Annotated in this window: 25 protein-coding genes; 12 read left to right on the forward strand and 13 right to left on the reverse strand. The window is 65.7% G+C overall.

The genetic code is table 11. From position 1 onward, the window contains the following. Nucleotides 1-143: 143 nt before the first annotated feature. The 4 genes from ACZI8W_RS09520 to ACZI8W_RS09535 all read right to left on the reverse strand — a co-directional run bounded on the left by ACZI8W_RS09520 (nt 144) and on the right by ACZI8W_RS09535 (nt 5,676). Nucleotides 144-1,766, reverse strand: a complete 1,623-nt coding sequence (locus ACZI8W_RS09520; protein WP_463368240.1) for an MDR family MFS transporter — start codon at nt 1,764-1,766, stop codon at nt 144-146. Next, entirely contained in the window at nt 1,763-2,248 is a 486-nt protein-coding gene (locus ACZI8W_RS09525; protein WP_463368241.1) for a MarR family winged helix-turn-helix transcriptional regulator, read from the reverse strand. Before ACZI8W_RS09525 ends, ACZI8W_RS09520 begins: the two co-directional genes overlap by 4 nt. Before the next feature lie 114 nt (nt 2,249-2,362). Next, a complete protein-coding gene (locus tag ACZI8W_RS09530; RefSeq protein ID WP_463368242.1) occupies nt 2,363-3,655 on the reverse strand; it encodes a class I SAM-dependent RNA methyltransferase in 1,293 nt (430 codons plus the stop codon). Continuing rightward, a complete protein-coding gene (locus ACZI8W_RS09535; protein ID WP_463368243.1) occupies nt 3,652-5,676 on the reverse strand; it encodes an APC family permease in 2,025 nt (674 codons plus the stop codon). The genes ACZI8W_RS09530 and ACZI8W_RS09535 overlap by 4 nt, the downstream gene beginning before the upstream one ends. 167 nt (nt 5,677-5,843) lie before the next feature. On the opposite strand from ACZI8W_RS09535, the gene ACZI8W_RS09540 reads away from it, so the two are divergent. Both ACZI8W_RS09540 and ACZI8W_RS09545 read left to right on the forward strand, forming a co-directional pair. After that, nucleotides 5,844-6,512: a potassium channel family protein gene (locus ACZI8W_RS09540; protein ID WP_463368244.1), complete on the forward strand. Its 669-nt coding sequence runs from the start codon at nt 5,844-5,846 to the stop codon at nt 6,510-6,512. A gap of 10 nt (nt 6,513-6,522) precedes the next feature. Then, nucleotides 6,523-7,176, forward strand: a complete 654-nt coding sequence (locus ACZI8W_RS09545) for a potassium channel family protein (protein WP_463368245.1) — start codon at nt 6,523-6,525, stop codon at nt 7,174-7,176. On the opposite strand, the gene ACZI8W_RS09550 is transcribed toward ACZI8W_RS09545, so the two are convergent. Together ACZI8W_RS09550 and ACZI8W_RS09555 are read right to left on the reverse strand one after the other, a co-directional pair. Continuing rightward, entirely contained in the window at nt 7,173-7,901 is a 729-nt protein-coding gene (locus ACZI8W_RS09550) for a DUF3159 domain-containing protein (protein WP_463368246.1), read from the reverse strand. The genes ACZI8W_RS09545 and ACZI8W_RS09550 overlap by 4 nt on opposite strands. Nucleotides 7,902-7,962: 61 nt before the next feature. After that, nucleotides 7,963-8,340: an OB-fold nucleic acid binding domain-containing protein gene (locus tag ACZI8W_RS09555; RefSeq protein ID WP_463368247.1), complete on the reverse strand. Its 378-nt coding sequence runs from the start codon at nt 8,338-8,340 to the stop codon at nt 7,963-7,965. Nucleotides 8,341-8,473: 133 nt separating this feature from the next. Here ACZI8W_RS09555 and ACZI8W_RS09560 point away from each other — a divergent pair, with 133 nt between their 5' ends. After that, nucleotides 8,474-9,220, forward strand: coding sequence for an alpha/beta hydrolase (locus tag ACZI8W_RS09560; RefSeq protein ID WP_463368248.1), 747 nt, complete (start codon nt 8,474-8,476; stop codon nt 9,218-9,220). Between the two features lie 47 nt (nt 9,221-9,267). Here the strand turns inward: ACZI8W_RS09560 and ACZI8W_RS09565 are convergent, their stop codons facing one another. Together ACZI8W_RS09565 and dut are read right to left on the reverse strand one after the other, a co-directional pair. After that, nucleotides 9,268-10,098 (reverse strand): DUF3710 domain-containing protein, encoded by an 831-nt coding sequence (locus ACZI8W_RS09565; RefSeq protein ID WP_463368249.1) that lies wholly within the window; start codon nt 10,096-10,098, stop codon nt 9,268-9,270. Nucleotide 10,099: 1 nt separating this feature from the next. Further along, nucleotides 10,100-10,576, reverse strand: coding sequence for a dUTP diphosphatase (dut, locus tag ACZI8W_RS09570; protein ID WP_463368250.1), 477 nt, complete (start codon nt 10,574-10,576; stop codon nt 10,100-10,102). A 54-nt stretch (nt 10,577-10,630) separates the two neighbouring features. On the opposite strand from dut, the gene ACZI8W_RS09575 reads away from it, so the two are divergent. After that, nucleotides 10,631-11,134, forward strand: coding sequence for a DUF3093 domain-containing protein (locus tag ACZI8W_RS09575; protein WP_463368251.1), 504 nt, complete (start codon nt 10,631-10,633; stop codon nt 11,132-11,134). 85 nt (nt 11,135-11,219) lie between these two features. Here ACZI8W_RS09575 and ACZI8W_RS09580 read toward each other — a convergent pair whose 3' ends face one another. Continuing rightward, nucleotides 11,220-11,522, reverse strand: coding sequence for a DUF4193 domain-containing protein (locus ACZI8W_RS09580; RefSeq protein WP_378567551.1), 303 nt, complete (start codon nt 11,520-11,522; stop codon nt 11,220-11,222). Nucleotides 11,523-11,988: 466 nt separating this feature from the next. On the opposite strand from ACZI8W_RS09580, the gene cei reads away from it, so the two are divergent. After that, nucleotides 11,989-12,672 carry an envelope integrity protein Cei gene (gene cei / locus ACZI8W_RS09585; protein WP_463368252.1) on the forward strand — a complete coding sequence of 228 codons (684 nt, stop codon included), beginning with the start codon at nt 11,989-11,991 and terminating at the stop codon, nt 12,670-12,672. Nucleotides 12,673-12,777: 105 nt separating this feature from the next. Here cei and ACZI8W_RS09590 read toward each other — a convergent pair whose 3' ends face one another. Then, nucleotides 12,778-13,719, reverse strand: a complete 942-nt coding sequence (locus ACZI8W_RS09590; RefSeq protein ID WP_463368253.1) for an inositol monophosphatase family protein — start codon at nt 13,717-13,719, stop codon at nt 12,778-12,780. Between the two features lie 114 nt (nt 13,720-13,833). On the opposite strand from ACZI8W_RS09590, the gene ppgK reads away from it, so the two are divergent. Then, nucleotides 13,834-14,616, forward strand: a complete 783-nt coding sequence (gene ppgK / locus ACZI8W_RS09595) for a polyphosphate--glucose phosphotransferase (protein WP_463368254.1) — start codon at nt 13,834-13,836, stop codon at nt 14,614-14,616. Between the two features lie 134 nt (nt 14,617-14,750). Then, the gene (locus ACZI8W_RS09600; RefSeq protein ID WP_463368255.1) at nt 14,751-16,100 is read left to right on the forward strand and encodes an RNA polymerase sigma factor; all 1,350 of its coding nucleotides are present in this window, start codon (nt 14,751-14,753) and stop codon (nt 16,098-16,100) included. A gap of 95 nt (nt 16,101-16,195) precedes the next feature. Here ACZI8W_RS09600 and ACZI8W_RS09605 read toward each other — a convergent pair whose 3' ends face one another. Further along, complete coding sequence (locus ACZI8W_RS09605; RefSeq protein WP_463368256.1) at nt 16,196-16,540, reverse strand: DUF952 domain-containing protein; 345 nt, start codon at nt 16,538-16,540, stop codon at nt 16,196-16,198. A gap of 284 nt (nt 16,541-16,824) precedes the next feature. Here ACZI8W_RS09605 and ACZI8W_RS09610 point away from each other — a divergent pair, with 284 nt between their 5' ends. Then, nucleotides 16,825-17,025: a DUF7455 domain-containing protein gene (locus tag ACZI8W_RS09610; protein WP_463368257.1), complete on the forward strand. Its 201-nt coding sequence runs from the start codon at nt 16,825-16,827 to the stop codon at nt 17,023-17,025. 112 nt (nt 17,026-17,137) lie between these two features. Here ACZI8W_RS09610 and ACZI8W_RS09615 read toward each other — a convergent pair whose 3' ends face one another. After that, the gene (locus ACZI8W_RS09615) at nt 17,138-18,877 is read right to left on the reverse strand and encodes a DEAD/DEAH box helicase (RefSeq protein WP_463368258.1); all 1,740 of its coding nucleotides are present in this window, start codon (nt 18,875-18,877) and stop codon (nt 17,138-17,140) included. A gap of 221 nt (nt 18,878-19,098) precedes the next feature. Between ACZI8W_RS09615 and ACZI8W_RS09620 the strand changes: the two genes are divergently transcribed. Beyond that, on the forward strand, nt 19,099-20,388 hold the full coding sequence (locus ACZI8W_RS09620) for a YihY/virulence factor BrkB family protein (RefSeq protein ID WP_463368259.1): 1,290 nt from the start codon (nt 19,099-19,101) through the stop codon (nt 20,386-20,388). On the opposite strand, the gene ACZI8W_RS09625 is transcribed toward ACZI8W_RS09620, so the two are convergent. Further along, nucleotides 20,361-20,597, reverse strand: coding sequence for a DUF3039 domain-containing protein (locus tag ACZI8W_RS09625; protein WP_054714474.1), 237 nt, complete (start codon nt 20,595-20,597; stop codon nt 20,361-20,363). The genes ACZI8W_RS09620 and ACZI8W_RS09625 overlap by 28 nt on opposite strands. Nucleotides 20,598-20,670: 73 nt before the next feature. Here ACZI8W_RS09625 and ACZI8W_RS09630 point away from each other — a divergent pair, with 73 nt between their 5' ends. The 3 genes from ACZI8W_RS09630 to ACZI8W_RS09640 all read left to right on the forward strand — a co-directional run bounded on the left by ACZI8W_RS09630 (nt 20,671) and on the right by ACZI8W_RS09640 (nt 23,717). After that, nucleotides 20,671-21,030 (forward strand): DUF3099 domain-containing protein, encoded by a 360-nt coding sequence (locus tag ACZI8W_RS09630; RefSeq protein WP_463368260.1) that lies wholly within the window; start codon nt 20,671-20,673, stop codon nt 21,028-21,030. 51 nt (nt 21,031-21,081) lie between these two features. Then, nucleotides 21,082-22,560, forward strand: coding sequence for a DUF7782 domain-containing protein (locus tag ACZI8W_RS09635; protein WP_463368261.1), 1,479 nt, complete (start codon nt 21,082-21,084; stop codon nt 22,558-22,560). 194 nt (nt 22,561-22,754) lie between these two features. Beyond that, nucleotides 22,755-23,717: a sigma-70 family RNA polymerase sigma factor gene (locus ACZI8W_RS09640; protein ID WP_463368262.1), complete on the forward strand. Its 963-nt coding sequence runs from the start codon at nt 22,755-22,757 to the stop codon at nt 23,715-23,717. The last annotated feature ends 46 nt before the right edge of the window (nt 23,718-23,763 follow it).

Raw genomic sequence — 23,763 nt, forward strand, 5'->3', positions numbered from 1 at the left:
AGCTCCCTCCGGATCGTGATCCCGCGACGGTGCGCGAGCAGTTACTGCATTCTACGGAGCGGTGATGCGGTTCGGACCGTCACATCACTCACATCCGAGGAACCCCCAGTTCGGACGCCGAATATGCGCCTGCTCGATGGCTCCTACACCTCGGCGGCCGGGGCACGACGGTCGGTCGCGGGCTCCTCGTCGACGATGTCGATCGTGGTGCGCAACTCACGGTTGGGGATGAGCACCACAGCCACCAGAGTAATCAGTGCGAACCCGGCGGCTACGAGGAAGAGCGTACCTGTGGCGTCCCCGTAGGCCGTATGCACGACCTCGGCGACAGGTGCGGGAAGCGCGTCGAGGTCCAGGTCGGCGTTGCCACCACCAGACGCCGAGGTGTCGATTCCGAGCTTCGCGAATCCATCGGCGGAGAGCGTGGAGACACGCGCTGCCAGGATCGAACCCAGGATCGACACACCGATGGCGCCGCCGAAGGTGCGGAAGAACGCGACCGAACTGCTCGCTGCACCGATGTTCTTCACGCTCACGGTGTTCTGCACTGCGAGGACCAGATTCTGCATCAGCATGCCGGTGCCGAGACCCACGATCGCAATGTAGACGCCGATGACAACGAGGGACGTGGTGTGGTCGAGCGTTCCGAGGAGGGCGAACCCGACGAATTGCAGAACGGCACCTACGACGATGAACGGCTTCCACTTGCCGAACCGGGTGATCAATTGTCCCGATGCCGTCGACGACACCAACGTGCCGGCAACCATCGGAATGGTGAGCAGACCCGCTGCGGTCGGGCTGAAGCCACGCGCAGTCTGGAAGTACTGTGTCAGGAAGGTGGTAGCACCGAACAGGCCGACACCGACCGCGATCGAAGCGATGATCGCCAGCGCAGTCGTACGTTCGGTGATGATCTTCAGCGGGATGACCGGATCCGCAACCTTCGACTCCACGAACACAGTCGCGACGAGCAGCGCCAGCCCCGCACCGACGTAGACGGCGGATTCCAGGGAGAACCACTCGTAGTAGCCCTCCTTGCCTGCGAACGACACCCAGATCAGCAGGACGCTCACACCGGCCGTGATCAGCGTCGCGCCGAGCCAGTCGATCTTCACGTTCGCCTTGCGTTCCGTCGCGACGGTCAGGGTGCGTTGCAGGAGCACCAAGGCTATGACCGCGAGGGGCACGCACACATAGAAGCACCAACGCCACCCGAGGGGGCTGTCGACGATCACGCCACCGAGCACCGGTCCGCCCGACATGGCGACGGCCATCACCGCGCCCATGTAGCCGGAGTACCGACCGCGCTCACGCGGCGGGATGATGCTGCCGATGATTGCCACGACCAGCGCGGTCAAACCACCCATCCCGATACCTTGAACGACGCGCGCACCGAGGAGCACGGTCACGTCCTGCGCTACACCTGCCAGCACCGATCCAGCTACGAAGATCAGGATCGACAGCTGCACGAGGAGCTTCTTGTTGAACAGGTCGGACAGCTTTCCCCAGATCGGGGTCGACGCGGCATTCGCGAGTAACGCCGTGGTGATCACCCAGGCGTATTGGGTCTGGGTGCCCTTCAGGTCCGCGATGATCGTCGGAAGTGCGGTAGACACGATCGTGCTGCTGAGCAGCGCGGTGAACAATGCGGCGAGAAGACCGGCGAGGATCGCGAGGACCTCCCGATGGGTCAGCGACACCTCGGTGTCCTGACCACCGCTCGGCGGCGTAGAAGCGCCGTCCGTGACAGCAGTTGTACTACTCATGAGCAGATCCTTTGGGCGTCGGTCGTGGTGGCGGTGTCGTGGCCCGCGATCGGACTCAGGGCGGCGTCGAGCCGGGCGACGATCTCGAGGGCGTCGGCAACCTCCGCCTCGCTCCATTCGTCGAGTTGGGTGGCCAGCCGTTCGGTGCGCCGAGCGCGAATAGCGGCGAGCATGTCGAGCCCCTCCGGGGAACAGGTCACGAGGTGTGCCCGTTTGTCATCGGGGTCCGGACTGCGGTCGATGAAGCCACGGTCGACGAGGTCGCCTATGTGTCGACTGAGCGACGACTGACCGACGTGCATTTCGGCGGCGAGTTCACTCGGACGACATTGCCCGGTGCGGGCCAGCAGAAAGAGCACACCGGCCAGTGCGTTGGGTAGTAGATCCGGCTCGCTCCGTGTCAGCGCAGCACGCAGGGTTCGACCGAAGAGGAAGACTGCGTCGGCGAGTGCGTGCACCGTGTCGGGCTGAACGGCAGTCACACGGACCTCCAGATTTGACGAATACTTGCTTGAGGCATGCAACCATACATTTAGTTGCATGCCTCAAGCAAGTACTGCGCAAATCGGGCAGTCCCCGTCAGGGCCGAAGTGATGTCAGCGCGTGAACAGCGCGACACACTCCACGTGGTGAGTCGACGGGAATGCAGCGAACGCGCGCAGGTCCGCCAACTCGAACCCCTGCGCGCGGTAGAGACCCACATCACGCCCGAACGACGCCGGGTCGCACCCGACATGGATCACTCGTCGAGGCCCCGCATCAGCGATCGCAGCGACAACATCCTTTCCTGCACCGGCACGGGGCGGATCGAGGATCACCACGTCGGGGACAGCGAGTGCACCGATGACGCGTTCCACCCGCCCGTGCCGGAAAGACACCTGAGGCAGGTCGGCGAGCGCCTCCGCGCCGTCGTCCACCGCCCGGCGGGACGATTCCACCGACTCGACACTCCCGGATGCCCCGACCTGCTCGGCCACCGCCGCCGCGAACACGCCGACGCCGCCGTAGAGATCCCATACCGTGCCTCCGGCCACGGCGTCGGCCCACTCGCGCACCACGGTCGAGTACGTCTGTGCAGCCCCTCGATGGGCCTGCCAGAAACCGGTAGCGGCCGGCCGCCACTCCCGCGACCCGACCCGCTCGACCGGACGGCCGGATCCCTCGACCACCTTCTCCGCGCGCGGCGCGTTCACCGCGGCACGCCGTGCCGACGCACCGCGCCTACCCGAACTACGCCGACCCGTACGCGACACCACCGGTGGCGCGATTTCCACCACGTGCCGCTGTCCATCCGCGTCCAGGACGACCTGCAGGTCTGCACCCGGCTGCCACACGTGTTCGACCAGATCGGTGTAGGCGCGCTGATCGATCTGGGTACACCCGAGGTCCGGTACCACATCGTTGCTGCGGTAGCGCCGGTATCCCGGCGTTCCCGCCGCATCGACCGCCAATCGCACCCGTGTTCGCCACCGAGTGCCGTCCGCGGCGCCTCCGGGAACCTCCTCGACGAGAACGTCACGCTCCACACCGCCCAGGCGACGAAGTTGTTCGGCGACCACGGCGGCCGCGATCTCCCGTTGCGCCGACGGAGTGGCATGCGACATGTCGCAACAACCCGCACCCCCGGGACCGGAGATCGGACACACGCGATCGACACGATCGTCCGATGCTGCCAGGATCTCCACCGCGTCAGCGAAACAGAAGGAGCCACCGCGGTCCTCGGTGACGAGGGCGAACACCCGCTCCCCCGGAAGTCCGTGCCGGACGAACAGCACACGCCCCTCATGGCGGGCGACGCAGAAGCCCCCGTGCGCGGGATTACCGAGCATCACCTCGATGCGTTGCCCGGACCAGTCGGTCCCTGCACTCTGCTGCCCCTGGCGGCTCACTGATCTTCCTCCTGTTTCGCAGGTCTGTGACCCACTTCGTTCTCCAGCCCGCGGCGGATCGCCCCGGGCACGGTGTCGATGCGGTCCTTGGGCGCCTTCGCAGACGAGCGCAACTGCCACGGCACACTGGTGACCATCACTCCCGGCTGGAAGAGCAGCCGACTCTTCAATCTCAGGGCGCTCTGGTTGTGAAGGATCTGCTCCCACCAGTGCCCCACCACATACTCCGGAATGAACACGGTGACGACGTCGCGCGGAGAATCCCGTCGCACGCGTCGTACGTAGTCCAGAACCGGCCGCGTGATCTCACGATACGGTGACTCGACGACCTTCAACGGTACCGTGATGTCGCTCGAGTCCCAGTCCCGGACCAAACGACGGGTATTCGCGTCGTCGACGTTGACCGTGACCGCTTCGAGCGTGTCGGGGCGCGTCGCCCGCGCGAACGCCAAGGCCCGGCGGGTCGGCATGTGCAGCGTCGACACCAGGACGATCGAGTGCGTTCGACTGGGCAGCACACCGTCCCATTCCGCCGCCTCGAGTTCGGCGGCCACGCTGTCGTAATGACGCCGAATCGCCTTCATCAGCACGAAGATCACCAGGATCATGAGAACGGCAATCCACGCTCCACCAGAGAATTTAGTGGCCAGCACGATGATCAACACCACGGTGGTGGCGATCAGCCCTAGACCGTTGATCACGCGCGCCCGCATCATCCGTCCCCGCTCGACGGGGTCGGTTTCGACCGCCAGGTGCCGCGTCCAGTGCCGCACCATGCCCGCCTGTCCGAGGGTGAACGCGACGAACACCCCCACGATGTACAGCTGAATCAACTGGGTGACCCGGGCATCGAACACCCACACGAACACAACCGCCACACCCGACAGGAACAGGATCCCATTGCTGAACGCCAACTTGTCGCCGCGAGTGTGCAGTTGCCGCGGCAGAAACCGATTCTGCGCCAACACCGACGCCAACGCCGGAAACCCACTGAACGCGGTGTTGGCGGCGAGCAACAGGATCAGTGCGGTAGCCACGGTGACGAGAAAGAAGCCGACAGGGAAGCCCTCGAACACCGTGTGTGCAAGTTGCGCGATGAGCGTCTTCTGCTCGTACCCCTCGGGCGCACCCCGCAATTGGGTCGTAGGATGCTCAGCCACCACGACACCGATCCGACCGGCAAGGAACACGACCCCGAGAAACAGTGGCACCGCCACCGCGCCGAGCAGCAACAACGTGGTCGCAGCGTTGCGGGCCTTCGGCTTACGGAACGCCGGAACTCCCGTACTGATCGCTTCCACACCCGTCAGTGCGGCACATCCGGACGAGAACGCACGCGCGATCAGGAACACGAATGCGATCGCCGTCAGATCCGTTTGCTCCGCCACGAGTTCGAAGTCGGCCGACTCGGCACGCAGATCGTCGTCGAGCACGACGATCTGGACGAATCCCCAGACGATCATGGTGGCCATGGCCACCATGAAGGCGTACGTGGGGATCGCGAACGCAGTCCCGGCCTCCCGCATTCCACGCAGATTCATGGCGGTGAGGACACCGATCGCCAGGATCGCGAACAGCACCTTGTGCTGTGCGACGAACGGCACAGCTGACCCGATATTGGCTGCGGCCGACGAAATCGACACCGCGAGAATCAGCACGTAGTCCACGAGCAGCGCACTGCCGACCGTCAGCCCCGCGCTGGGCCCGAGATTCTTCGTTGCGACCTCGTAGTCGCCACCACCGGACGGGTAGGCACGCACATTCTGGCGGTAACTCGCCACCACGATGACGAGGACCACCGCGACCGCCACACCGACCCACGGCGTGAACGCATACGCCGACAAACCCGCAACCGACAAGACCAGGAAGATCTCCTCGGGCGCGTACGCGATCGACGACAGGGCATCGGAGGCGAACACGGGCAGCGCGATGCGCTTGGGGAGCAACGTGTGCCCAAGGGTGTCACTTCGAAACGGCCGACCCAGCAGGAGCCGCTTCGTGGCGGTGGAAAGCTTGGACACGGGCCCAGAGTAAGCCGTGCCAGGGCCGTTTCTTGCGGGACCGTGCCATTCCACTCGGTTCGGCTGCCGGGGCGGTACGGTTTCCGTTCGGCAGCAGAGCCGATCCGGCTCGGTACCGATATGAGCCGATCCGGCCGAGGCGGCGAACCGACGAAACGGAGTGCGCGGTGTACGTGGTAGTCATGGGTTGCGGCCGAGTGGGATCGTCGGTGGCCACCGCGCTGGCCCGACTCGGTCACGACGTCGCGGTCATCGACCGGGACGCCGGGGCGTTCCTCCGGCTGGGTGACGGTTTCCCGGGCCGCACGGTCGTCGGGATGGGCTTCGATCGTGAGGTCCTGATCGACGCTGGAATAGAACGCGCCGACGCGTTCGCCGCGGTGTCCTCCGGCGACAATTCAAACATCATCGCTGCCCGCACAGCCCGTGAAACCTTCGGTGTGGACCGTGTGGTCGCACGGATCTACGACGCGAAACGCGCCGCGGTGTACGAGCGTCTCGGGATTCCCACCATCGCCACGGTCCCGTGGACCACCGATCGCCTCCTGCACACTCTTACCCACGAAAGTGAGAGCGCACGCTGGCGTGATCCGACAGGGTCTGTCGCGGTCTGCGAGGTGAACGTACATGAGGAGTGGGTGGGCCGGCGTGTCACCGATCTCGAGGCTGCCACCGGAGCCCGCGTAGCCTTTCTCCTCCGGTTCGGGGCAGGAGTGCTCCCGGACCGGAAGACCCTGATCCAGGCCGACGACCAGATCTACATCGCGGCGGTCTCGGGGACCGTCGCCGAATCGATCGCGCTGGCCGAGAATCCGCCCGCCGACAACGACGAGTGAGGACATACCGATGAAGGTGGTCATCGCAGGGGCAGGCGCTGTCGGACGCTCGATCGCCCGCGAACTTCTGCGCAACGAGCACGAGGTGATGCTCATCGAACGCAAACTCGATCACGTCGATCCCGCGGCCGTGCCCGAAGCGAAGTGGGTCCACGGTGATGCCTGTGAACTCACCCTGCTCGAGACTGCGGGACTCGAACACTACGACGTGGTGATCGCAGCGACAGGCGACGACAAGGCCAACCTGGTGCTGAGCCTGCTCGCCACCACGGAGTTCGGTGTCGCACGCGTCGTGGCCCGGGTCAACGACCCACGCAACGAATGGCTGTTCGACGAGTCGTGGGGCGTCGACGTGGCCGTGTCCACCCCGAGAATGCTGGCCTCACTGGTCGAGGAAGCGGTCTCGGTGGGCGATCTCGTCCGCCTGATGACACTGCGCAAGGGCGCAAACCTCGTCGAGATCACACTGCCCGACACCACCGCGCTGGCCGGCAAAGCCGTCCGTAAGCTCGCACTACCCCGCGACGTCGCGCTCGTGACGATCCTGCGCGGTGACCGCGTCATCGTCCCACAAGCCGACGATCCACTCGAGGGCGGCGACGAACTGCTTTTCGTCGCCGCAGAGGACGTCGAAGACGAGCTTCGCGCCCTGATCGAGCGCTAACGCTCGTGGTGCGAGGTGGGCCTGCGGTGAGCTACGGTCCCGAAGTCTGACGCGGTATCGGTGGCTGACGCGGTATCGGTGTCCGCTGTGGACACCCCATCGGCGTCGTCCTCGTCCGGCGCCGGCTCCACGACCCGATCGGCCTTGCGGACCGCCCAGAGCGTCACGAGTAGCGCCAGAGCAGTCAGGGGCCAACCCATACCGATTCTCGCGGCAGCGAGCCAGCCGGTCTGATCGTCGTCGTAGAGATGATTCTGCACGAGATAGCGCGCAAGGAACACCAGGGCCCATGCCGCGGTCGCAACGTCATAAGCCCGCACGGCGTCGCGATGGGCACGCCAGCGCGACCCCTGCCCGTTGAGCATCCCCCAGATCACGCCGACGAGCGGTCGCCGCACGAGCATCGACAGCACGAACGCGCCACCGTAGACCAGGCTCGCGTAGATGCCGAACAGGAAGTAGCCCTTGGCATCGCCGGTTCGGTACGCAATGAAGGCGCACAGAGCAACACCCACGAATCCGGAGATCGCGGGCTGGACGGGCGTCCGCCGGATCAGCCGCCACACCAGGACACCACAGGCAACCGCAACCGCGGTCCAGATCGCCGCAGTGAGACCCCACACGCTGTTGATCGGCACGAACACCAACACTGGCAACGTCGAGTACACCAACCCGCTGAGTCCACCGAGTTGTTCGAGCATGGTCTGCCGATTGGTATCGCTCACGTATACGAGGGTGCCACACTCGGTCGCGCCGACCGCTCCCGCCGAACGACCAGTGCGCCGTTCAGGCCGGCTCTCTGAGCTCGTAATGCGGATTGTAAATGGCCTTGCGTCCGTTCCGCTCGCCCACACGACCACGGACCTGCAAGGTCTTACCAGGCTCGATCCCGGGAATGCGCCGCCGTCCGATCCACACGAGCAGAATCGAATCGGTGCCGTCGAAGAGCTCCGCCTCGACCGAGGCACACGCGTCCTTCGAGGAGGACTCCACGCTTCTCAAGCGCCCGAACATCGTCACTTCCTGACCACGGCTGCAGGACACGACAGGTAACGCGCCCGTCGCGTGTGATGATTCGGCCATCTCCTCCGCATCGAGTTCCTCGAGATCCTCGGTGAGGCGACGGGTGAGCCGACGAATATAGCCGGCTGCGGCGGATGCCATAGTGCGCTCCTGACACGGGCGGCGCAGGTCTCGCGCCGCGACACTTCCTTCGTCCGCCACTGTAGACCGATCTCCCGGGGAGACAACCGCACCGGGTCGACGGCCGTCGAATCGATTGGGCAGGATCACATCCATGTCGCGAGAGTCTCCTGCAGCACAGTATTGCACCGCCGCCACAGCAGTCGTCCTACCTGGAACGGGGTCCGATGCGCAGTTCGCCCACAATGCCTTCGCAGTTCCCCTGCAGCGTCGCGGCATCGCCACGGTCGCGGTCGAGCCGGATCCGCGCGGCGTGGTCACCAGCTACGCCGAGGCGATGGACCGTGCTGCTCTCGACGGCCCCATCCTCGTCGGCGGTGTCTCCATCGGAGCCGCCGTCGCGCTGCACTGGGCCGCACAGCACCCCGAGCTTGCAGTAGGTGTACTCGCAGCGCTCCCTGCCTGGACGGGCAATCCCGACGGCTCCCCCGCCGCCGCCAGTGCCCGCTGGACGGCATCGCAGTTACGTACACACGGCCTGGAGTCGGTCATTGCAGCCATGGTCGAATCGAGCCCCACGTGGCTGGGAACCACCCTGTCGCGCTCATGGCGCTCCCAGTGGCCGCACCTTCCCGAGGCACTCGACGAAGCAGCCGGCTACCGAGCCCTCGACGTCGACGAACTACGTTCTGTCACGGTGCCCGTCGGCGTCACCGCTGCCGCCGACGATGCGGTTCATCCGCTGGACGTGGGCCGTGGGTGGGCAACCGAACTTCCCTTCGCGTCCCTGACGACCGTCACCCTGGACAACGTCGGAACCGACCCCGCTGTCCTCGGCGAAGGGTGTCTCGAAGCACTCGACGTGGCAGCCCGCGCGAAGTGGGCCACCGCGACGAGGTGAGAGCAACGAACCGAGATCACCTGTGGTGTCGGAGCGCTCGAGCGGTGTCAGAAGCCCAACTGCTGCATGGCCGACCCCGACCCGCCCGTGCGGGGACGCGGTTGCGGCCGCGCAGGAGGCGCCTGCTGTCCTGAGTTCGGCGCTCCCGGCGCCTGCGGTCGAGCCTGCCCCTGCTGCGATCCGCCGTCTCGGCGCGCCGCCTGCTGCTGTTGTTGCTGTTGTTCGGCGGCAGCGGCAAGCTGGTTTGCGAGCGCCTGGGGAAGGACGACCGGCAGGGGCGTGCGTACGGGATGGGGTTCTTCTCCCCGTCGCACGACGGTATCCGCGAGGACCGCATGTGCCGCCGCGATCAACGGACCGTTCGCCGAAGCAGCACCCACCGGACCTGCGGCGACACAACGGATCATCCATCGGTAGCCGTCGACACCGATGAAACGCATGTCTGCATTGGGAGTGCTGCCGTGCAACTCCCGCCCCCACGGCCCGGTTTCCATACTCACAGTGGCGTTGTCGTTGCGCAGCGTCTCGGCAAGTTCGGCAGCGACTTCACGCCACTGGCCGGGCGACTTGGGCGCGGCGTACGCCGCAACGGTGATCCGGCCGTGCTGTGTCACCAGATGCACCGCCTGCGGGTTCCCGTTGGGAGCCATTTCCACCTGGATCTGGCCGCCCCGAGGAATCGGGACGAGGACGGAGCCGAGGTCGAGTCGCGAGGTTCCGACGTCGCCCTCGTCGAACGCGTCGATGTCGTACGGACCACCGTCGGAAAGTGCGCCGTCGGCGGAGTCGCCCGAGCGAGACCCTTCTATGCGGTCGAATTCGTCGGTGGTCGCGTCTGCCGAGTTGCCGGCGCGATTCTTACGGCGTCGTCCGAACATGTCAGGAACCTTCCTTCACGAGGCCGGCGTGGCCACCACTCGAGCCGTAACCGCCGGCACCACGGGTGGTGTCGTCGAGCTCGTCGACCTCCACGAAGTCGACAAGTTCGACCCGCTGCACCAGGAGCTGAGCGATTCGGTCGCCCCGGTTCACCTCGATGGTGTGATCGGTGTCGTGGTTGATCAGGCAGACCTTGATCTCCCCCCGGTAACCGGCATCGACGGTTCCCGGTGTATTCACCACGGAAAGTCCGAACTTGGCGGCGAGCCCCGAGCGGGGATGAATCAGTCCGACGGTCCCCAAGGGCAACGCCACGGATATTCCGGTTCCGACGAGCACTCGCTGTCCGGGTTCGATCGTCACATCGCTGGTGGCGCACAGGTCGACGCCTGCATCACCTGCGTGCGCCCGGGTCGGCATGGGTACACCCGGGTCGAGACGACGCAGCGGGATGGGGGAAAGGTCGGTCACGTGCACCGAGACTACTCTCCGGATGTCGATGCCCCCTCGCGAGGCGACTATCCTGGTTTCGTGTCTGATACCTCCAGCTCTGGTAGCGCCACCGGTTCGTTGACCCGCACGCCGACCTACTCCGAACGGTTGTGGGTTCCGATCTGGTGGTGGCCCATCGGCATCGGGATCGCAGCGTTGCTTGCAGCCGAACTGCACATGGGGGCACCCGGGATGTATGCCTGGGTGCCGTATGCAGTACTGATCCCCTGCGCGCTGTGGGTACTGGTGTGGCTCTCACGACGGCGCATCGAGGTCATCGACGGTGAGCTCGTCGTCGAACAGGCCCACCTGCCGGTGGAGCTGGTCTCTCGCGGGATCGTCGTTCCCGGCTCCGCAAAGAGCTCCGCACTCGGCCGACAGCTCGATCCCGCCGCATTCGTGCGGCACCGTCCGTGGATCAAGACGATGGCCCTCGTCGTCCTCGACGATCCGGAAGATCCGACCCCGTACTGGTTGATCAGCACCAGACGACCTGCAGAACTCCTGTCCGCCATGGGGCACGAGGAGCCGGCGGCGGGCTGATGGTCACAGCGCACCGCTACGCCGCAGCAGTGGCCCACCAGGTCACTGCTACGGCGTTTCGAGCCACCTCAGCGCGAGAGCTTCGTCACCATGCGCAGTCACGGCAGATCATCCGACCGCCCTCCTCGCTCGCGAGGCGGCTCCGGTGATGCACCAGGAAGCAGCTCGAACAGGTGAATTCATCGGCCTGTTTCGGCACCACGCGCACAGAGAGCTCCTCGCCGGACAAGTCCGCCCCCGGGAGCTCGAAGGACTCGGCCGTGTCCGATTCGTCGACGTCCACTACCGCGGACTGCGCCTCGTTGCGCCGTGCCTTCAGTTCTTCGAGTGAGTCTTCCGACACATCGTCGCTATCGGTCCGCCGCGGTGCGTCGTAGTCAGTCGCCATTTCCCTCTTACCTCTAGTCGTCTTACAAGTGCTCGACAGGGAACCCCGGTGATGCTCCCGGCCAAGGCAACGCCCGACCGTGCGATGAAGTTCCCACAGACCTCGGTTTGTCGTCGGTATCCCCGAACCAGCCCGCGTTCTCCCCACCGCCCTCGTCGATGGACGACGCTCGGCCGACGAACAATAGCCGACAGCAGAGCGGAATATGCAATCGATTCACAATTTCCTCGGAATCGACAGGAAATCGTCACCGACATCACAGCGACCGTGACATACCTGACCGGGTACGCCTCCATCACGCCGACCACACCGCCCTCTACAGTGAACGACGCACCGTTCCACGGCAGTGAACGACGCACCGTTCCACGGCAGTGAACGACGCACCGTTCCACGGCAGTGAACGACGCACCGTTCGCACGGTAACGACGCACCGTTCGCACGGTGAGGAGACGAAAGGCAGGCCCGCGTGGTTTCCCTGATCACCGAAGGCAGCGCAACCGACAAACGCGGTCGCCCGTTCCATCGTCGCCGGTGGATTCCCGCTGCACTCGCGGGCGCTGTCCTCGCGGCGGGCACGATCGTGGTCTGGACCTCCGTGTTCACCACGGCCGACACCAGTACGACCACGGTGGCGTGCCCGCCTCCACCCACTGCGCCTACCGATCCCGACAGCGCCCCGCCGGCCCCCCTCGGGCAGGTCGTAGACCGTTCGACCATGCTCGACGTCGACCCGGCACCCCTCGCCGCAACCCGAGTGCGCGTGTTCAACGCGAACGGAGAGCGCGGGCAGGCGTCCACCGTCGCGGCACAACTCAGCGACTACGGATTTGCGAGCGCACCGGACGTGCAGGCGGGTAACGACCCCGTGTACGTCGGTCAGAACATGCAATGCCACGGCCAGGTCCGGTTCGGCGAGACCGGCCGCGCCGCAGCAAATACCGCGCGCCTGGTTGCGCCGTGTGCAGAGCTGATTCTCGACGACCGCGAGGACGACACTGTCGATCTGGCGCTGGGCACATATTTCCGCGACATCACGCCGAGCGCCGACGCCGACGAGTTGCTGCGCACTTTGCGGGCAGCGCGTGTGGGCGAGAATTCCGCTCCCCTCGATGTGGAACTTCTCGATGCTGCGCTCAACGCGCCCTGCTGACACCACACATTTTCATCAATTCGGACAATTATCCCTTTTATCCGAATTCGTCTCGAGGCTGGGCAGAACTCACCGACGTGTCCGAACGAGAACTCGACCACGCAGTTACGCAGGAACGGGAGCAACCGCGCCGATCGTCGCAAGCGTCGCCGCGAATGCGTCTGCCACACCCGGGGCTGCGGCCGTCATGATCTCGCCGTCGCTACCGAACCCCGTGGGCAGCCGGACGTCGGCGCCCGCCTCGGATGCAATGAGCGCACCCGCTGCCCAGTCCCAGGGGTTGAGGCCGTGCTCGTAGTGGGCGTCGACCCGTCCTGACGCCACCATGCACAGATCCAGCGCCGCAGCCCCGATCCGCCGGATATCTCGCACCTCCGGCAACAGTTTCGCTACCAGCCGGCCCTGCACCGCCCTCCGCTGCGCGGAGTAGGAGAACCCGGTGGCAACAAGTGCTAGTCCGAGATCGGTCACCGGCGTGCAGCGCAGCTGCGTCACTACCCCGTCGGCATCGGTACGGGTCGCGCCGAGGCCCACCGCGGCCGAGTAGAGATCTCCCGACGCGACGTCGACCACGGCACCTGCCACCGAAACCCCCCCGATCCGGGCCGCCACACTGACCGCATACGCGGGAATCCCGTATACGAAGTTCACCGTGCCGTCGATGGGATCGACGACCCACTGCACCAAAGTCTCCCCCACGCCGGTCTCCCCCGCGCCGCCGTCTCCCGTACCGTCGCTGTCACCGCTCTCCTCGCCGAGGAACCCGTCGCCGGGCCTCAACTGCCCCAGTCGACGGCGGATGAGATCCTCGGCCTCGGTGTCGGCGATGGTGACCGGGTCGGTATCGGTGGACTTCGTCTGCACCGAGTTGCGCTCACCACCGAACGCCCGGTCCGACCCGAACAACTCGCGCCGGCGACCACGCACATGCGCAGCCGCTTCCAGTGCAACAGCGACGGCGACCGCGCGGAGCGAGGCCGGATCGAACTCGGAGACAGCGTGGGACTCGATGGCATCTGACACCCGACCATCGGAACACACGCGCATCGCCCGCACCACCCGCACAAACCGTGCCTTTCGCACTATCGTTGCCCCACAAGCACGCCGATCGGTGATACCCACCGATCGGCGCTGCGAACCGACCCGGAGAGTGAGCACCTCATGACGCAGGGAACACCCGACCCGTCCGACTCCGCCGACGTGGGGTTCGGCGTCGACGTCGGTGGCAGCGGAGTGAAAGGCGGCCTGGTCGACCTGTCGACAGGCCAGTTGATCGGCGATCGGACGAAGATCCTCACGCCACAACCGTCGACCCCCGACGCCGTGGCCGCGACGGTGGCCGCAATCATCGAGCAGGCGGGGTGGGACGGCCCCGTCGGTATCACCCTCCCGAGCGTGGTGGCCGGAGGCATCGCCAGGACCGCAGCCAATATCGATTCCTCGTGGATCGGCACGAATGCGCGGTCCCTGTTCTCGACCGTGCTCGGCGCCCGACACGTCACGGTCCTCAACGACGCCGACGCAGCGGGCATCGCCGAGGACCGGTTCGGCGCGGCCGCCGACACCGACGGCGTGGTCATCCTCCTGACTTTCGGCACCGGTATCGGCTCAGCGGTCCTGCACAACGGCGTCCTGCTGCCGAACACCGAGTTCGGCCATATGGAGGTCGACGGCAAGGAAGCCGAGCATCGCGCAGCGTCGTCGGTGAAAGAGCAGAACGACTGGTCCTACAAACGATGGGCCCGTGAGGTCTCCCGGGTGCTGGAGCGCTTCGAGGCCCTGCTGTGGCCCGACCTGTTCATCGCTGGAGGTGGCATCAGCCGAAAACACGAGAAGTGGATTCCCCTCCTGACGAACGACACTCCCGTCGTTCCGGCCGAGCTTCGCAACACCGCCGGGATCGTCGGCGCTGCCTACGCTGCGAAAACAGGCTCGACTCCTTGAGTCCGGCACATCCTCGGCCACAGGGATCGTTACAATGGTGCACAGCCGGCCGGAACCCGGCCTGATCCCGACAGACCTCTCCGCCGGAACACCTCTGGCGCGACGCCGCACTACCTCGTCACGAAAGGGCGTACGTGGCAGCCACCGACATCCACACCGCTGATTCACAGAAGGAATCGGCACCCGTCGCGGACGCTTCAGGCGCCGCCGACGCTGCAAACACTGCAACACCCGCGGCGAACCCCCCGGCGAAGAAGGCCGCCGCGAAAAAGGCACCCGCCAAGAAGGCACCCGCGAAGAAGGCACCCGCCAAGAAAGCCGCCAAGAAGACCCCAGCGAAGAAAGCACTCGCCAAGGGCGGGAAGGCCGGCGACGACGACTTCGACGGCACAGCCGAACCGGAACTCGAAGACATCGACGTGGCGGAAGGCGAACTGGTCGCCGAAGACGCGCCGACCGAAGAAGACGAGCCCAGCGAAAAAGACAAAGCGTCCGGCGACTTCGTATGGGACGAAGAAGAGTCCGAAGCGTTGCGTCAGGCACGCAAGGACGCCGAGCTCACCGCCTCCGCAGACTCGGTCCGCGCCTACCTCAAGCAGATCGGCAAGGTTGCGCTCCTCAACGCCGAGGAGGAGGTCGAACTCGCCAAGCGCATCGAGGCCGGTCTCTATGCGACGTTCCGCTTGCAAGAACTCGCCGCGAAGGGCGAAAAGCTTCCCGTGGCCCAGCGCCGCGACATGAACTGGATCTGCCGCGATGGCAACCGCGCCAAGAATCATCTGCTCGAGGCAAACCTCCGGCTTGTCGTCTCCCTCGCCAAGCGCTACACCGGCCGCGGCATGGCGTTCCTGGACCTCATCCAGGAAGGCAACCTGGGCCTGATCCGTGCGGTGGAGAAGTTCGACTACACCAAGGGCTACAAGTTCTCGACGTACGCGACATGGTGGATCCGCCAGGCCATCACCCGCGCCATGGCCGACCAGGCCCGCACGATTCGCATCCCGGTTCACATGGTCGAGGTCATCAACAAGCTCGGCCGCATCCAGCGCGAACTACTCCAGGATCTGGGTCGGGAACCCACTCCCGAAGAACTCGCGAAGGAAATGGACATCACGCCGGAGAAGGTGCTGGAAATCCAGCAGTACGCGCGCGAGCCCATTTCGCTCGACCAGACCATCGGCGACGAGGGCGACAGTCAGCTCGGCGATTTCATCGAAGACTCCGAGGCCGTCGTCGCGGTCGATGCCGTGTCGTTCACGCTGCTGCAGGATCAGCTCCAGTCCGTCCTCGAGACACTCTCCGAGCGCGAGGCGGGTGTCGTGCGGTTGCGCTTCGGCCTCACCGACGGCCAACCCCGCACTCTCGACGAGATCGGACAGGTGTACGGGGTGACCCGTGAGCGCATCCGCCAGATCGAGTCGAAGACGATGTCGAAGCTGCGACACCCCTCGCGGTCCCAGGTCCTGCGCGACTATCTCGACTAGTCACGCCCTCGACCGATGGCCGGTGGGGCCCGGGCGGTGCGGAACGGCGAAGGAGCAACCTCGCCCCTTCGCCGTTTCTGCGAGACACGCCTCGATCACAACGAAGCGAATCGACCGTCGTCATCCGGCCGGTAGTCGACGACCCGCACAACCGCATCGACCGGCAACGGGCCGTACAGGTGCGGGAATCGCATCGACTCGGGATCGCCCGGCACCCCCGGTTCGAACCGCACGTCGCCGATCAGACGGGACGGATCGATATGGAGCAGGACAAGATCGGTACGCCCGCGAAACAGTCGATTCGCGGGCAGGTGTACCTGGGCGGGGGTCGACAGGTGCACGAAACCCACCTCGCTGAGCGACGACGGCGTCACAACGCCTGTCTCGCGGGCACGGAGCCATTCGTCCTGCGGGCAAATGTGCAGCAGAATTCCGGTCATGCCCCCAATGTTTGCGCCGCCGACACGCGGCCACCATCGCGACGCGCCGTGCGTCACGGCTGCGCTGTGAGCGAACAACCGCGCTGTGAGGCAACGAACAGATCCGCAAATGCCCACGTCCTGGGGTTTCTTTCTGCGGATTCGTGAAACACAACACGAATGGACGATGGGGGGAACAACCCGCGAACGCGAATCGTCTGTAAGAGTAGATCTACCGCGCTACCCCGGCGCGGCGGACCAGACCCCAGGCGACCGTTGTCGAAGGTGGCCAGTTTGGAGGAGTCATGCCCGGTACGTTGACCACCCCGAAGTTGACCGCCGCCGACAGGTGCGATCGGTGCAGTGCAGCCGCTCGCGTTCGAGCTGTCCTTCCTACGGGCGGCGAACTGTTGTTCTGCGGTCATCATGCAAACGAACACACCGATCGGCTCCGCGAGCTCGGTGCCACGATCGTCACCGAGGCCGACGCCGACGCAACAGTCTGATCCGCCGTCCGGAACCACGGTTCCGCGACCCGACCCGTGAAACGGGCGACTGCCCTTTCCAGCAGTCGCCCGTTTCGTCGTTCGCGGCCGGTTCCTCAGCCCCGCCGCTCCCTCACCAACTCCGCAGAATTGCGATGCGGTCGCGCAACTGCTCGGCGCTCGCCATCGCGGTCGGTGGGCCACCGCATTGACGTCGAAGCTCTCCGTGGATCACCCCGTGCGGTTTACGCGTGCGATGGTGCACGACCGCCACCAAGGAATTGAGCTCGCGGCGCAGCTGGGGAAGCTCATCGGCGGCGGCGACTCGCTCGGTCACCTGTTGCGGCGCCGCCGGCTGAGCCTGCGGTGCCGGCCTGGTCGCAGGTCTGTCGAGTTGTTTCTCCTGCCGCTGACGCAGCAATGCCCTCATCTGATCTGCATCCAGCAATCCGGGCAGACCGAGATAGTCCGCTTCCTCATCACTGCCCGAGAACGTGGCAGTGCCGAAGGACGAACCGTCGTAGATCACCTGATCGAGTTCGGCTTCCGCGCCGATCGAGGTGTAGGCCTTGTCGTCCTCACCGGGCTCGTCCTTCCTGCGATTGGCGTCGGCGAGTAGTTGGTCGTCGAAGCCCTCGTCGACCCGGTGCGGCTTACCCAGAATGTGGTCGCGTTGCGCTTCGAGCTGGCTGGCGAGTTCGAGTAGCACCGGCACCGACGGCAGGAACACGCTGGCCGTCTCACCCTTCTGCCTCGCACGCACGAAACGTCCGATCGCCTGAGCGAAGAACAGCGGAGTCGAAGCGCTCGTTGCATATACACCGACCGCGAGCCGCGGGACGTCGACGCCTTCGGACACCATGCGGACGGCAACCATCCACCGTTGGCTCCCTGCGCTGAACTCGGAGATCCGCGCGGAGGCAGTGGGATCGTCGGACAGGACCACGGCGGGCGGTTCCCCCGTCAGGTGCTCGAGAGTCTTGGCGTATGCGCGAGCGACCGTCTGATCGGTCGCGATGACGAGCCCGCCCGCGTCCGGCATGCCGCCCGCACGCAACTGTTGGAGGCGGGTGTTGGCCGCACCCAGCACGGCAGGCACCCAGTCTCCCTCCGGATCCAGCGCGGTACGCCACGCACGCGCCGTGTGCTCGGCGCTCAGCGGCTCACCGAGCCGGGCGGTGTATTCCTCCCCCGCGCTGGTGCGCCAACGGGCCTCACCCGAGTAGGCGAGGAACACGACGGGGCGCACCACACCGTCTGCGAGGGCATCGGAGTACCCGTAGGCGTGGTCGGCCTTCGATTGCATCAGGCCTTCCTCGTTCGGTTCGTACGTCACGAACGGGATGGCGCTGTCGTCGCTGCGGAACGGTGTGCCTGTCAGCGCCAGCCGTCGCGTCGCGTCGCCGAATGCTTCGAGGATCCCCTCACCCCAGCTCTTCGCATCGCCGCCGTGATGGATCTCGTCGAGGACGACCAGCGTGCGGCGTGCTTCGGTGCGGACGCGGTGCTTGAACGGGTGGGACGCGACCTGCGCGTAGGTCACGACGACGCCCTGGTAGTCACTCGAGGTCTGCCCAGTGGAGTTGGTGAAATTCGAATCGAGCGCGATGCCGACTCGTGCCGCTGCCGACGACCACTGGTGCTTGAGGTGTTCGGTGGGTGCAACGACCGTGACCTGATCAACGGTCCGGTCCTTCAACAGTTCGGAGGCGACCCTCAGCGCGAAGGTGGTCTTGCCGGCCCCGGGAGTGGCCACCGCGAGGAAATCGCGAGGTTTGGTGGCGAGGTACTTGGTCAGGGCGCGTCGCTGCCACGCGCGCAGCTGTCCTCCAGGGGCGGAGGTCGTAGCCTGTCCGACGGTTTCGGTGCTCACCGGTTCTTCGTGCTCCTTGTCCGCTCAACTCCGGTCAGCGACGGTAGAACTCGAATCCCTGTCGCCGACCGCCATGCAGCCTATCGCCTCCGCACGCAGATCGGCGTCTCGAACCGCCCGGGCGATGCGGATCGGACGTGACGGTCGTGACAGAATCCGGGACACCGACAACCGCATGTGGAGCGCGCATTACGTCGTGTCATCAGGAATGCTGGAAGTAGATGAACGCTACCGCTGTGCCCCCTGCGCCCGGACCGCGCCGCATCCGGCGCGCGGTACGCGCGTGCGGTCGAGTGCTCGGCCACACCGCACAATCCGCGTGGGATCACTCGATCTTCAGCAAGGCCGCGACAGCCGCGTTCTGGCAGACCCTGTCGCTGCCACCGCTGCTCCTGGGACTGCTCGGCAGCCTCGGCTACGTGGGCGGATGGTTCGGCCCCGACATCCCCGACATCATCGTGTCCAAGATCGTCACGTTCACGCGCACCGCATTCAGTGACAGCGTCGTCGACGAGATCATCGCGCCGACCGTATACGACGTGCTCAACCGAGGACGTGCGGATGTGATGTCCCTGGGCTTCGTGCTGTCGCTCTGGGCAGGCTCGTCGGCGATCTCGACATTCGTCGACTCCATCGTCGAAGCGCACGGCCAACAGGATCATCGCCATCCGGTTTGGCAGCGCGTGTTCGGCCTGCTGCTGTACGTGATGTTTCTCATTCTGGCAGTCGTCACGCTGCCCTTGGTGGCGCTCGGGCCGACCATGATCGGACGCCTCCTGCCTCAGTCCTGGTACACGATGGGGTCACAGATCGTCGACACCTTCTACTACCCGGGAGTCGGGCTCCTGCTGCTCGTCGCCCTGACCACGCTGTACAAGGTGGCGTTGCCGAAGTCCCTACCATGGCATCGACTGCTCGGTGGCGCGATTCTCGCAGGAGCGTTCTTCATCCTCGCGAGCGCCGGACTGCGCAGGTATCTGACCTGGATTGCCGAGCACGGCTACACTTACGGTGCGCTCGCCGCGCCCATCGCGTTCCTGTTGTTCACCTTCTTCCTCGGCTTCGCAGTGGTCATCGGAGCCGAGTTCAACGCCACCATCCAGGCGATGTGGCCTGCGCGGGCAACACGAATCGAGCAGTGGCGGGTGTGGCTCGCCGAGCAGGCCGACAAGCAACCGTCACCGGCGGAAGGCCCGGTGACCAACCTGACACGGCGAATCACGATGGCGAGTCCCATCCGCCTCAGCGACCTTCTCCGTTCCGAGCAACTTCCCGGGTACGACGACGACCCGTATCCGTCCGACGAACGTGTGGCCGACACATGCCCGATCAACCTGCCCGATCACTGCGCCGCGTCCAGCGACCCGACGATCTCCGGACGCGACGAAACGGCCGAGGAGGAGCCGACCACCTCGGCCGATGACGGTCCGGTCATACCGCGAGAAGCCGGGCCAGCGGAGGAGGGTCCCCCGACCCGGCTACCTCAGTCGCCCTTACGCAGGCCGTCGTAGACCTTCTTGCATTCGGGGCACACCGGCGAACCCGGTTTCGCCGACTTGGTCACCGGAAAGACCTCCCCGCAGAGTGCAACCACGTGGGTGCCCATGACGGCGCTTTCAGCGATCTTGTTCTTCTTCACGTAGTGGAAGAACTTGGGTGTGTCGTCGCTGGTGGTTTCGTCGGTGGTGGTATCCGGCCGTTCCTTGATATCCGTACTCACATGTCCATGATGCCGCACTTCGACCCCCGACCGGTATGTGCATTCGACCTACGGGCGTGGGAAGGTAGTAGATATGGCAAGAACACCTGGTTTCGGCGGATCCCACGAGAGCGGATCACCCGATAACCCGGTCCTGATCACGGAGGCGGAGGCGTCTCTCGAGGACCAGCACCGAGCGCGGGTCCGTAAGTACATGACACTGATGGCGTTCCGTATTCCCGCGCTGATCCTGGCTGCCGTCTCGTACGGCGTGTGGGCGAACCCGTGGATAGCGATGGCGATCATCGGGCTCTCGATCCCGCTGCCGTGGATCGCGGTACTAATCGCGAACGACCGGCCACCGCGCCGCAAGGGCGAACCGAGCCGTTGGGACGGCCGACGTGAGGAAGTCGCGGCACTCGAGGCACGCAAGCACCACGTGATCGACGGCTGAGCCGACCCGGGCGCTGCGGCGAGTGATGGGTGTGGCTGCGAGAATGCTCGTGTGGACCGCGACCTGCTCCTGTCGATCTGCCCCTCTCTCCGTCGTGCGCTGATCCGGTGTCGCTATGACATCGACAGCGTGCGCGAACTCCTGGGTGCCGAAGCTCACGCCGCGCTCGGCCGCAGCGAACCCGTTGCCGCCCGACGTGCCACGCGTGACGCGGGCGATCTGGGGGTGTTGGTGCGTCTGTTCCTGTTGCAGGACACCTGCCCAGCCGATGACGTTGCCGCGGCCCTGGCGCCTCTGGATCTCGACCACGCGATCGATGCGGGTCTGCTCGAACGCGATGCGGACCGTGTGCGATCCGCACTCGACCTGCGGCCACTGGACGCGGGCGGAGGCAACCGCTGGGTTCTGTCGGACCTCGACGGTGCGCTCCGCCCCGCGCCGACGCGTCCCGACCATGTACTCGGGGTCGGGCAGGCATCCCTGTCACTGTTGCAGGCCACTCCCACCGACCCCATCGGTTCCGTACTCGATCTCGGCACCGGATGCGGTGTTCAGGCGATCCATGCGACCGGGTACGCCGGCACGGTGACCGCGACCGACATCACTCCGCGGTGCCTCACATTTGCGGCGGCCTCGGCCGCGCTGAACGAAGTCGACCTCGAACTGCTCGAAGGCTCGTGGTTCGAACCCGTGGCGGGACGGCGCTTCGACCGGATCGTCGCGAATCCCCCGTTCGTGGTGAGCAGCGGTCAGGTGGAGCACAGCTACCGTGATTCAGGACTGGATCTCGATGGCGCGAGCACACTGATGATCTCGCAGGCCGTCGACCACCTGAATCCCGGAGGGACCGCGTCCATCCTCGCCTCATGGGTTCATATCGAGGGCCAGGACTGGCGGGCACGCGTTGCGTCCTGGTTGCCCGCGCACGGTGTGGATGCGTGGATCGTGCAGCGTGATGTCGCCGATCCCGCTCTGTACATCGGGACGTGGCTCCGGGACGGCGACGCCGATCAGCGCGACCCGGACGTCGCGCTACGCGCCGAGGACTGGTTCGATCACTTCGCGCGCAACGGGATCGAGGGGGTCGGATTCGGCTTCGTCTATCTGCGTCGCACCGAGGGCCCGTCGGATGTGCTGGCAGAAGACCTGCGTCATGCCTTCACCGATGCGCTCGGCCCCGAATCCGTCGACTACTTCGCGCGGCTTCAATGGCTACGCGAGCACGACGTCCTCGAATCCCGATTCCGCGTATGCGCCGACACCGCACTCGAGCGCGTCTTCCTGCCCGGCGACGAAGGCTGGGCCCAGGTCGTCACTCGGGTTCATCGTGGGGGCGGACCCGCGTGGCAGCACGAGGTGGACGACCTGGCGGCGAACCTGCTCGGTGGCCTGCGCGCCGATGGTCTCCCGCTGGGGGACCTGGTCGGTCTCCTCGCCGCAGCACACGGAGAGGACAAGGACGAGTTGACGGCCATGGCGGTACCCCTGATGCAGGGGCTGGTTCGCCATGGTCTCGTCGAACCGGCGTAGGTCCCAGGCGGTGTAGGTCCCCGGGATCAGCCACAGTTCCCACCGCGGCGTCCTCCGCTGATCTCTCAGCAACTTCTCAGACGAGCTCCCAGGTCTACGCAGGTCACAGCATTGCGACTCGGGAACCGTTGGGAACTTTCCCGGGCAACTGGAGCGTTGAACCCTGTGAGACACCACCGATGAGGAGGCACGTCATGGCACGCCCCGCAACAACCGCTCGAGTCAATTCCGACCTCGACAACCAAAGTCCCGCCGCCGATCTTGTGCGCGTTTATCTGAACGGAATCGGAAAGACGGCTCTGCTGACCGCAGCGGACGAGGTCGAACTGGCCAAGCGGATCGAGGCCGGCCTTTACGCCAAGCACGTGCTCGAGACCAAGAAGCGTCTCTCACCTGCGAAGAAGCGCGACCTCGCGGTCGTGGTACGCGAAGGCCAGGCGGCTCGTAGTCACCTGCTCGAAGCAAACCTGCGCCTCGTGGTGTCGCTCGCCAAGCGCTACACCGGACGCGGAATGCCCCTGCTCGACTTGATCCAGGAAGGCAACCTCGGTCTCATCCGGGCGATGGAGAAGTTCGACTACGCGAAGGGCTTCAAGTTCTCGACCTATGCCACCTGGTGGATCCGGCAGGCCATCACCCGCGGCATGGCCGATCAGAGCCGCACCATCCGGCTCCCTGTCCACCTCGTCGAACAGGTCAACAAGCTCGCCAGGATCAAGCGGGAACTGCACCAGCAACTCGGCCGCGAGGCCACCGACGACGAATTGTCGGCAGAGTCCGGCATTCCGGTCGTGAAGATCGCCGATCTGCTCGACCACAGCCGCGACCCGGTGAGCCTGGACATGCCGGTCGGCAGCGACGAGGAAGCACCGTTGGGCGACTTCATCGAGGACGCCGAAGCAACCTCCGCCGAGACCGCAGTGATCGCCGGACTCCTACACAGCGACGTCCGTAGTGTCCTCGGAACCCTCGACGAGCGGGAGCAGCAGGTCATCCGTCTCCGGTACGGGCTCGACGACGGCCAGCCGCGTACGCTCGACCAGATCGGCAAGCTGTTCGGACTCTCGCGCGAGCGCGTGCGGCAGATCGAACGCGAAGTGATGGGCAAACTCCGCGAAGGCGAGCGTGCAGAACGCCTCCGCGCATATGCAAGCTGACCGGGCGCGTCAGCTCCAGCGATCCCCGAGAACCGGGCTGGGTTCT

Source organism: Rhodococcus ruitaii (genome assembly GCF_055230935.1).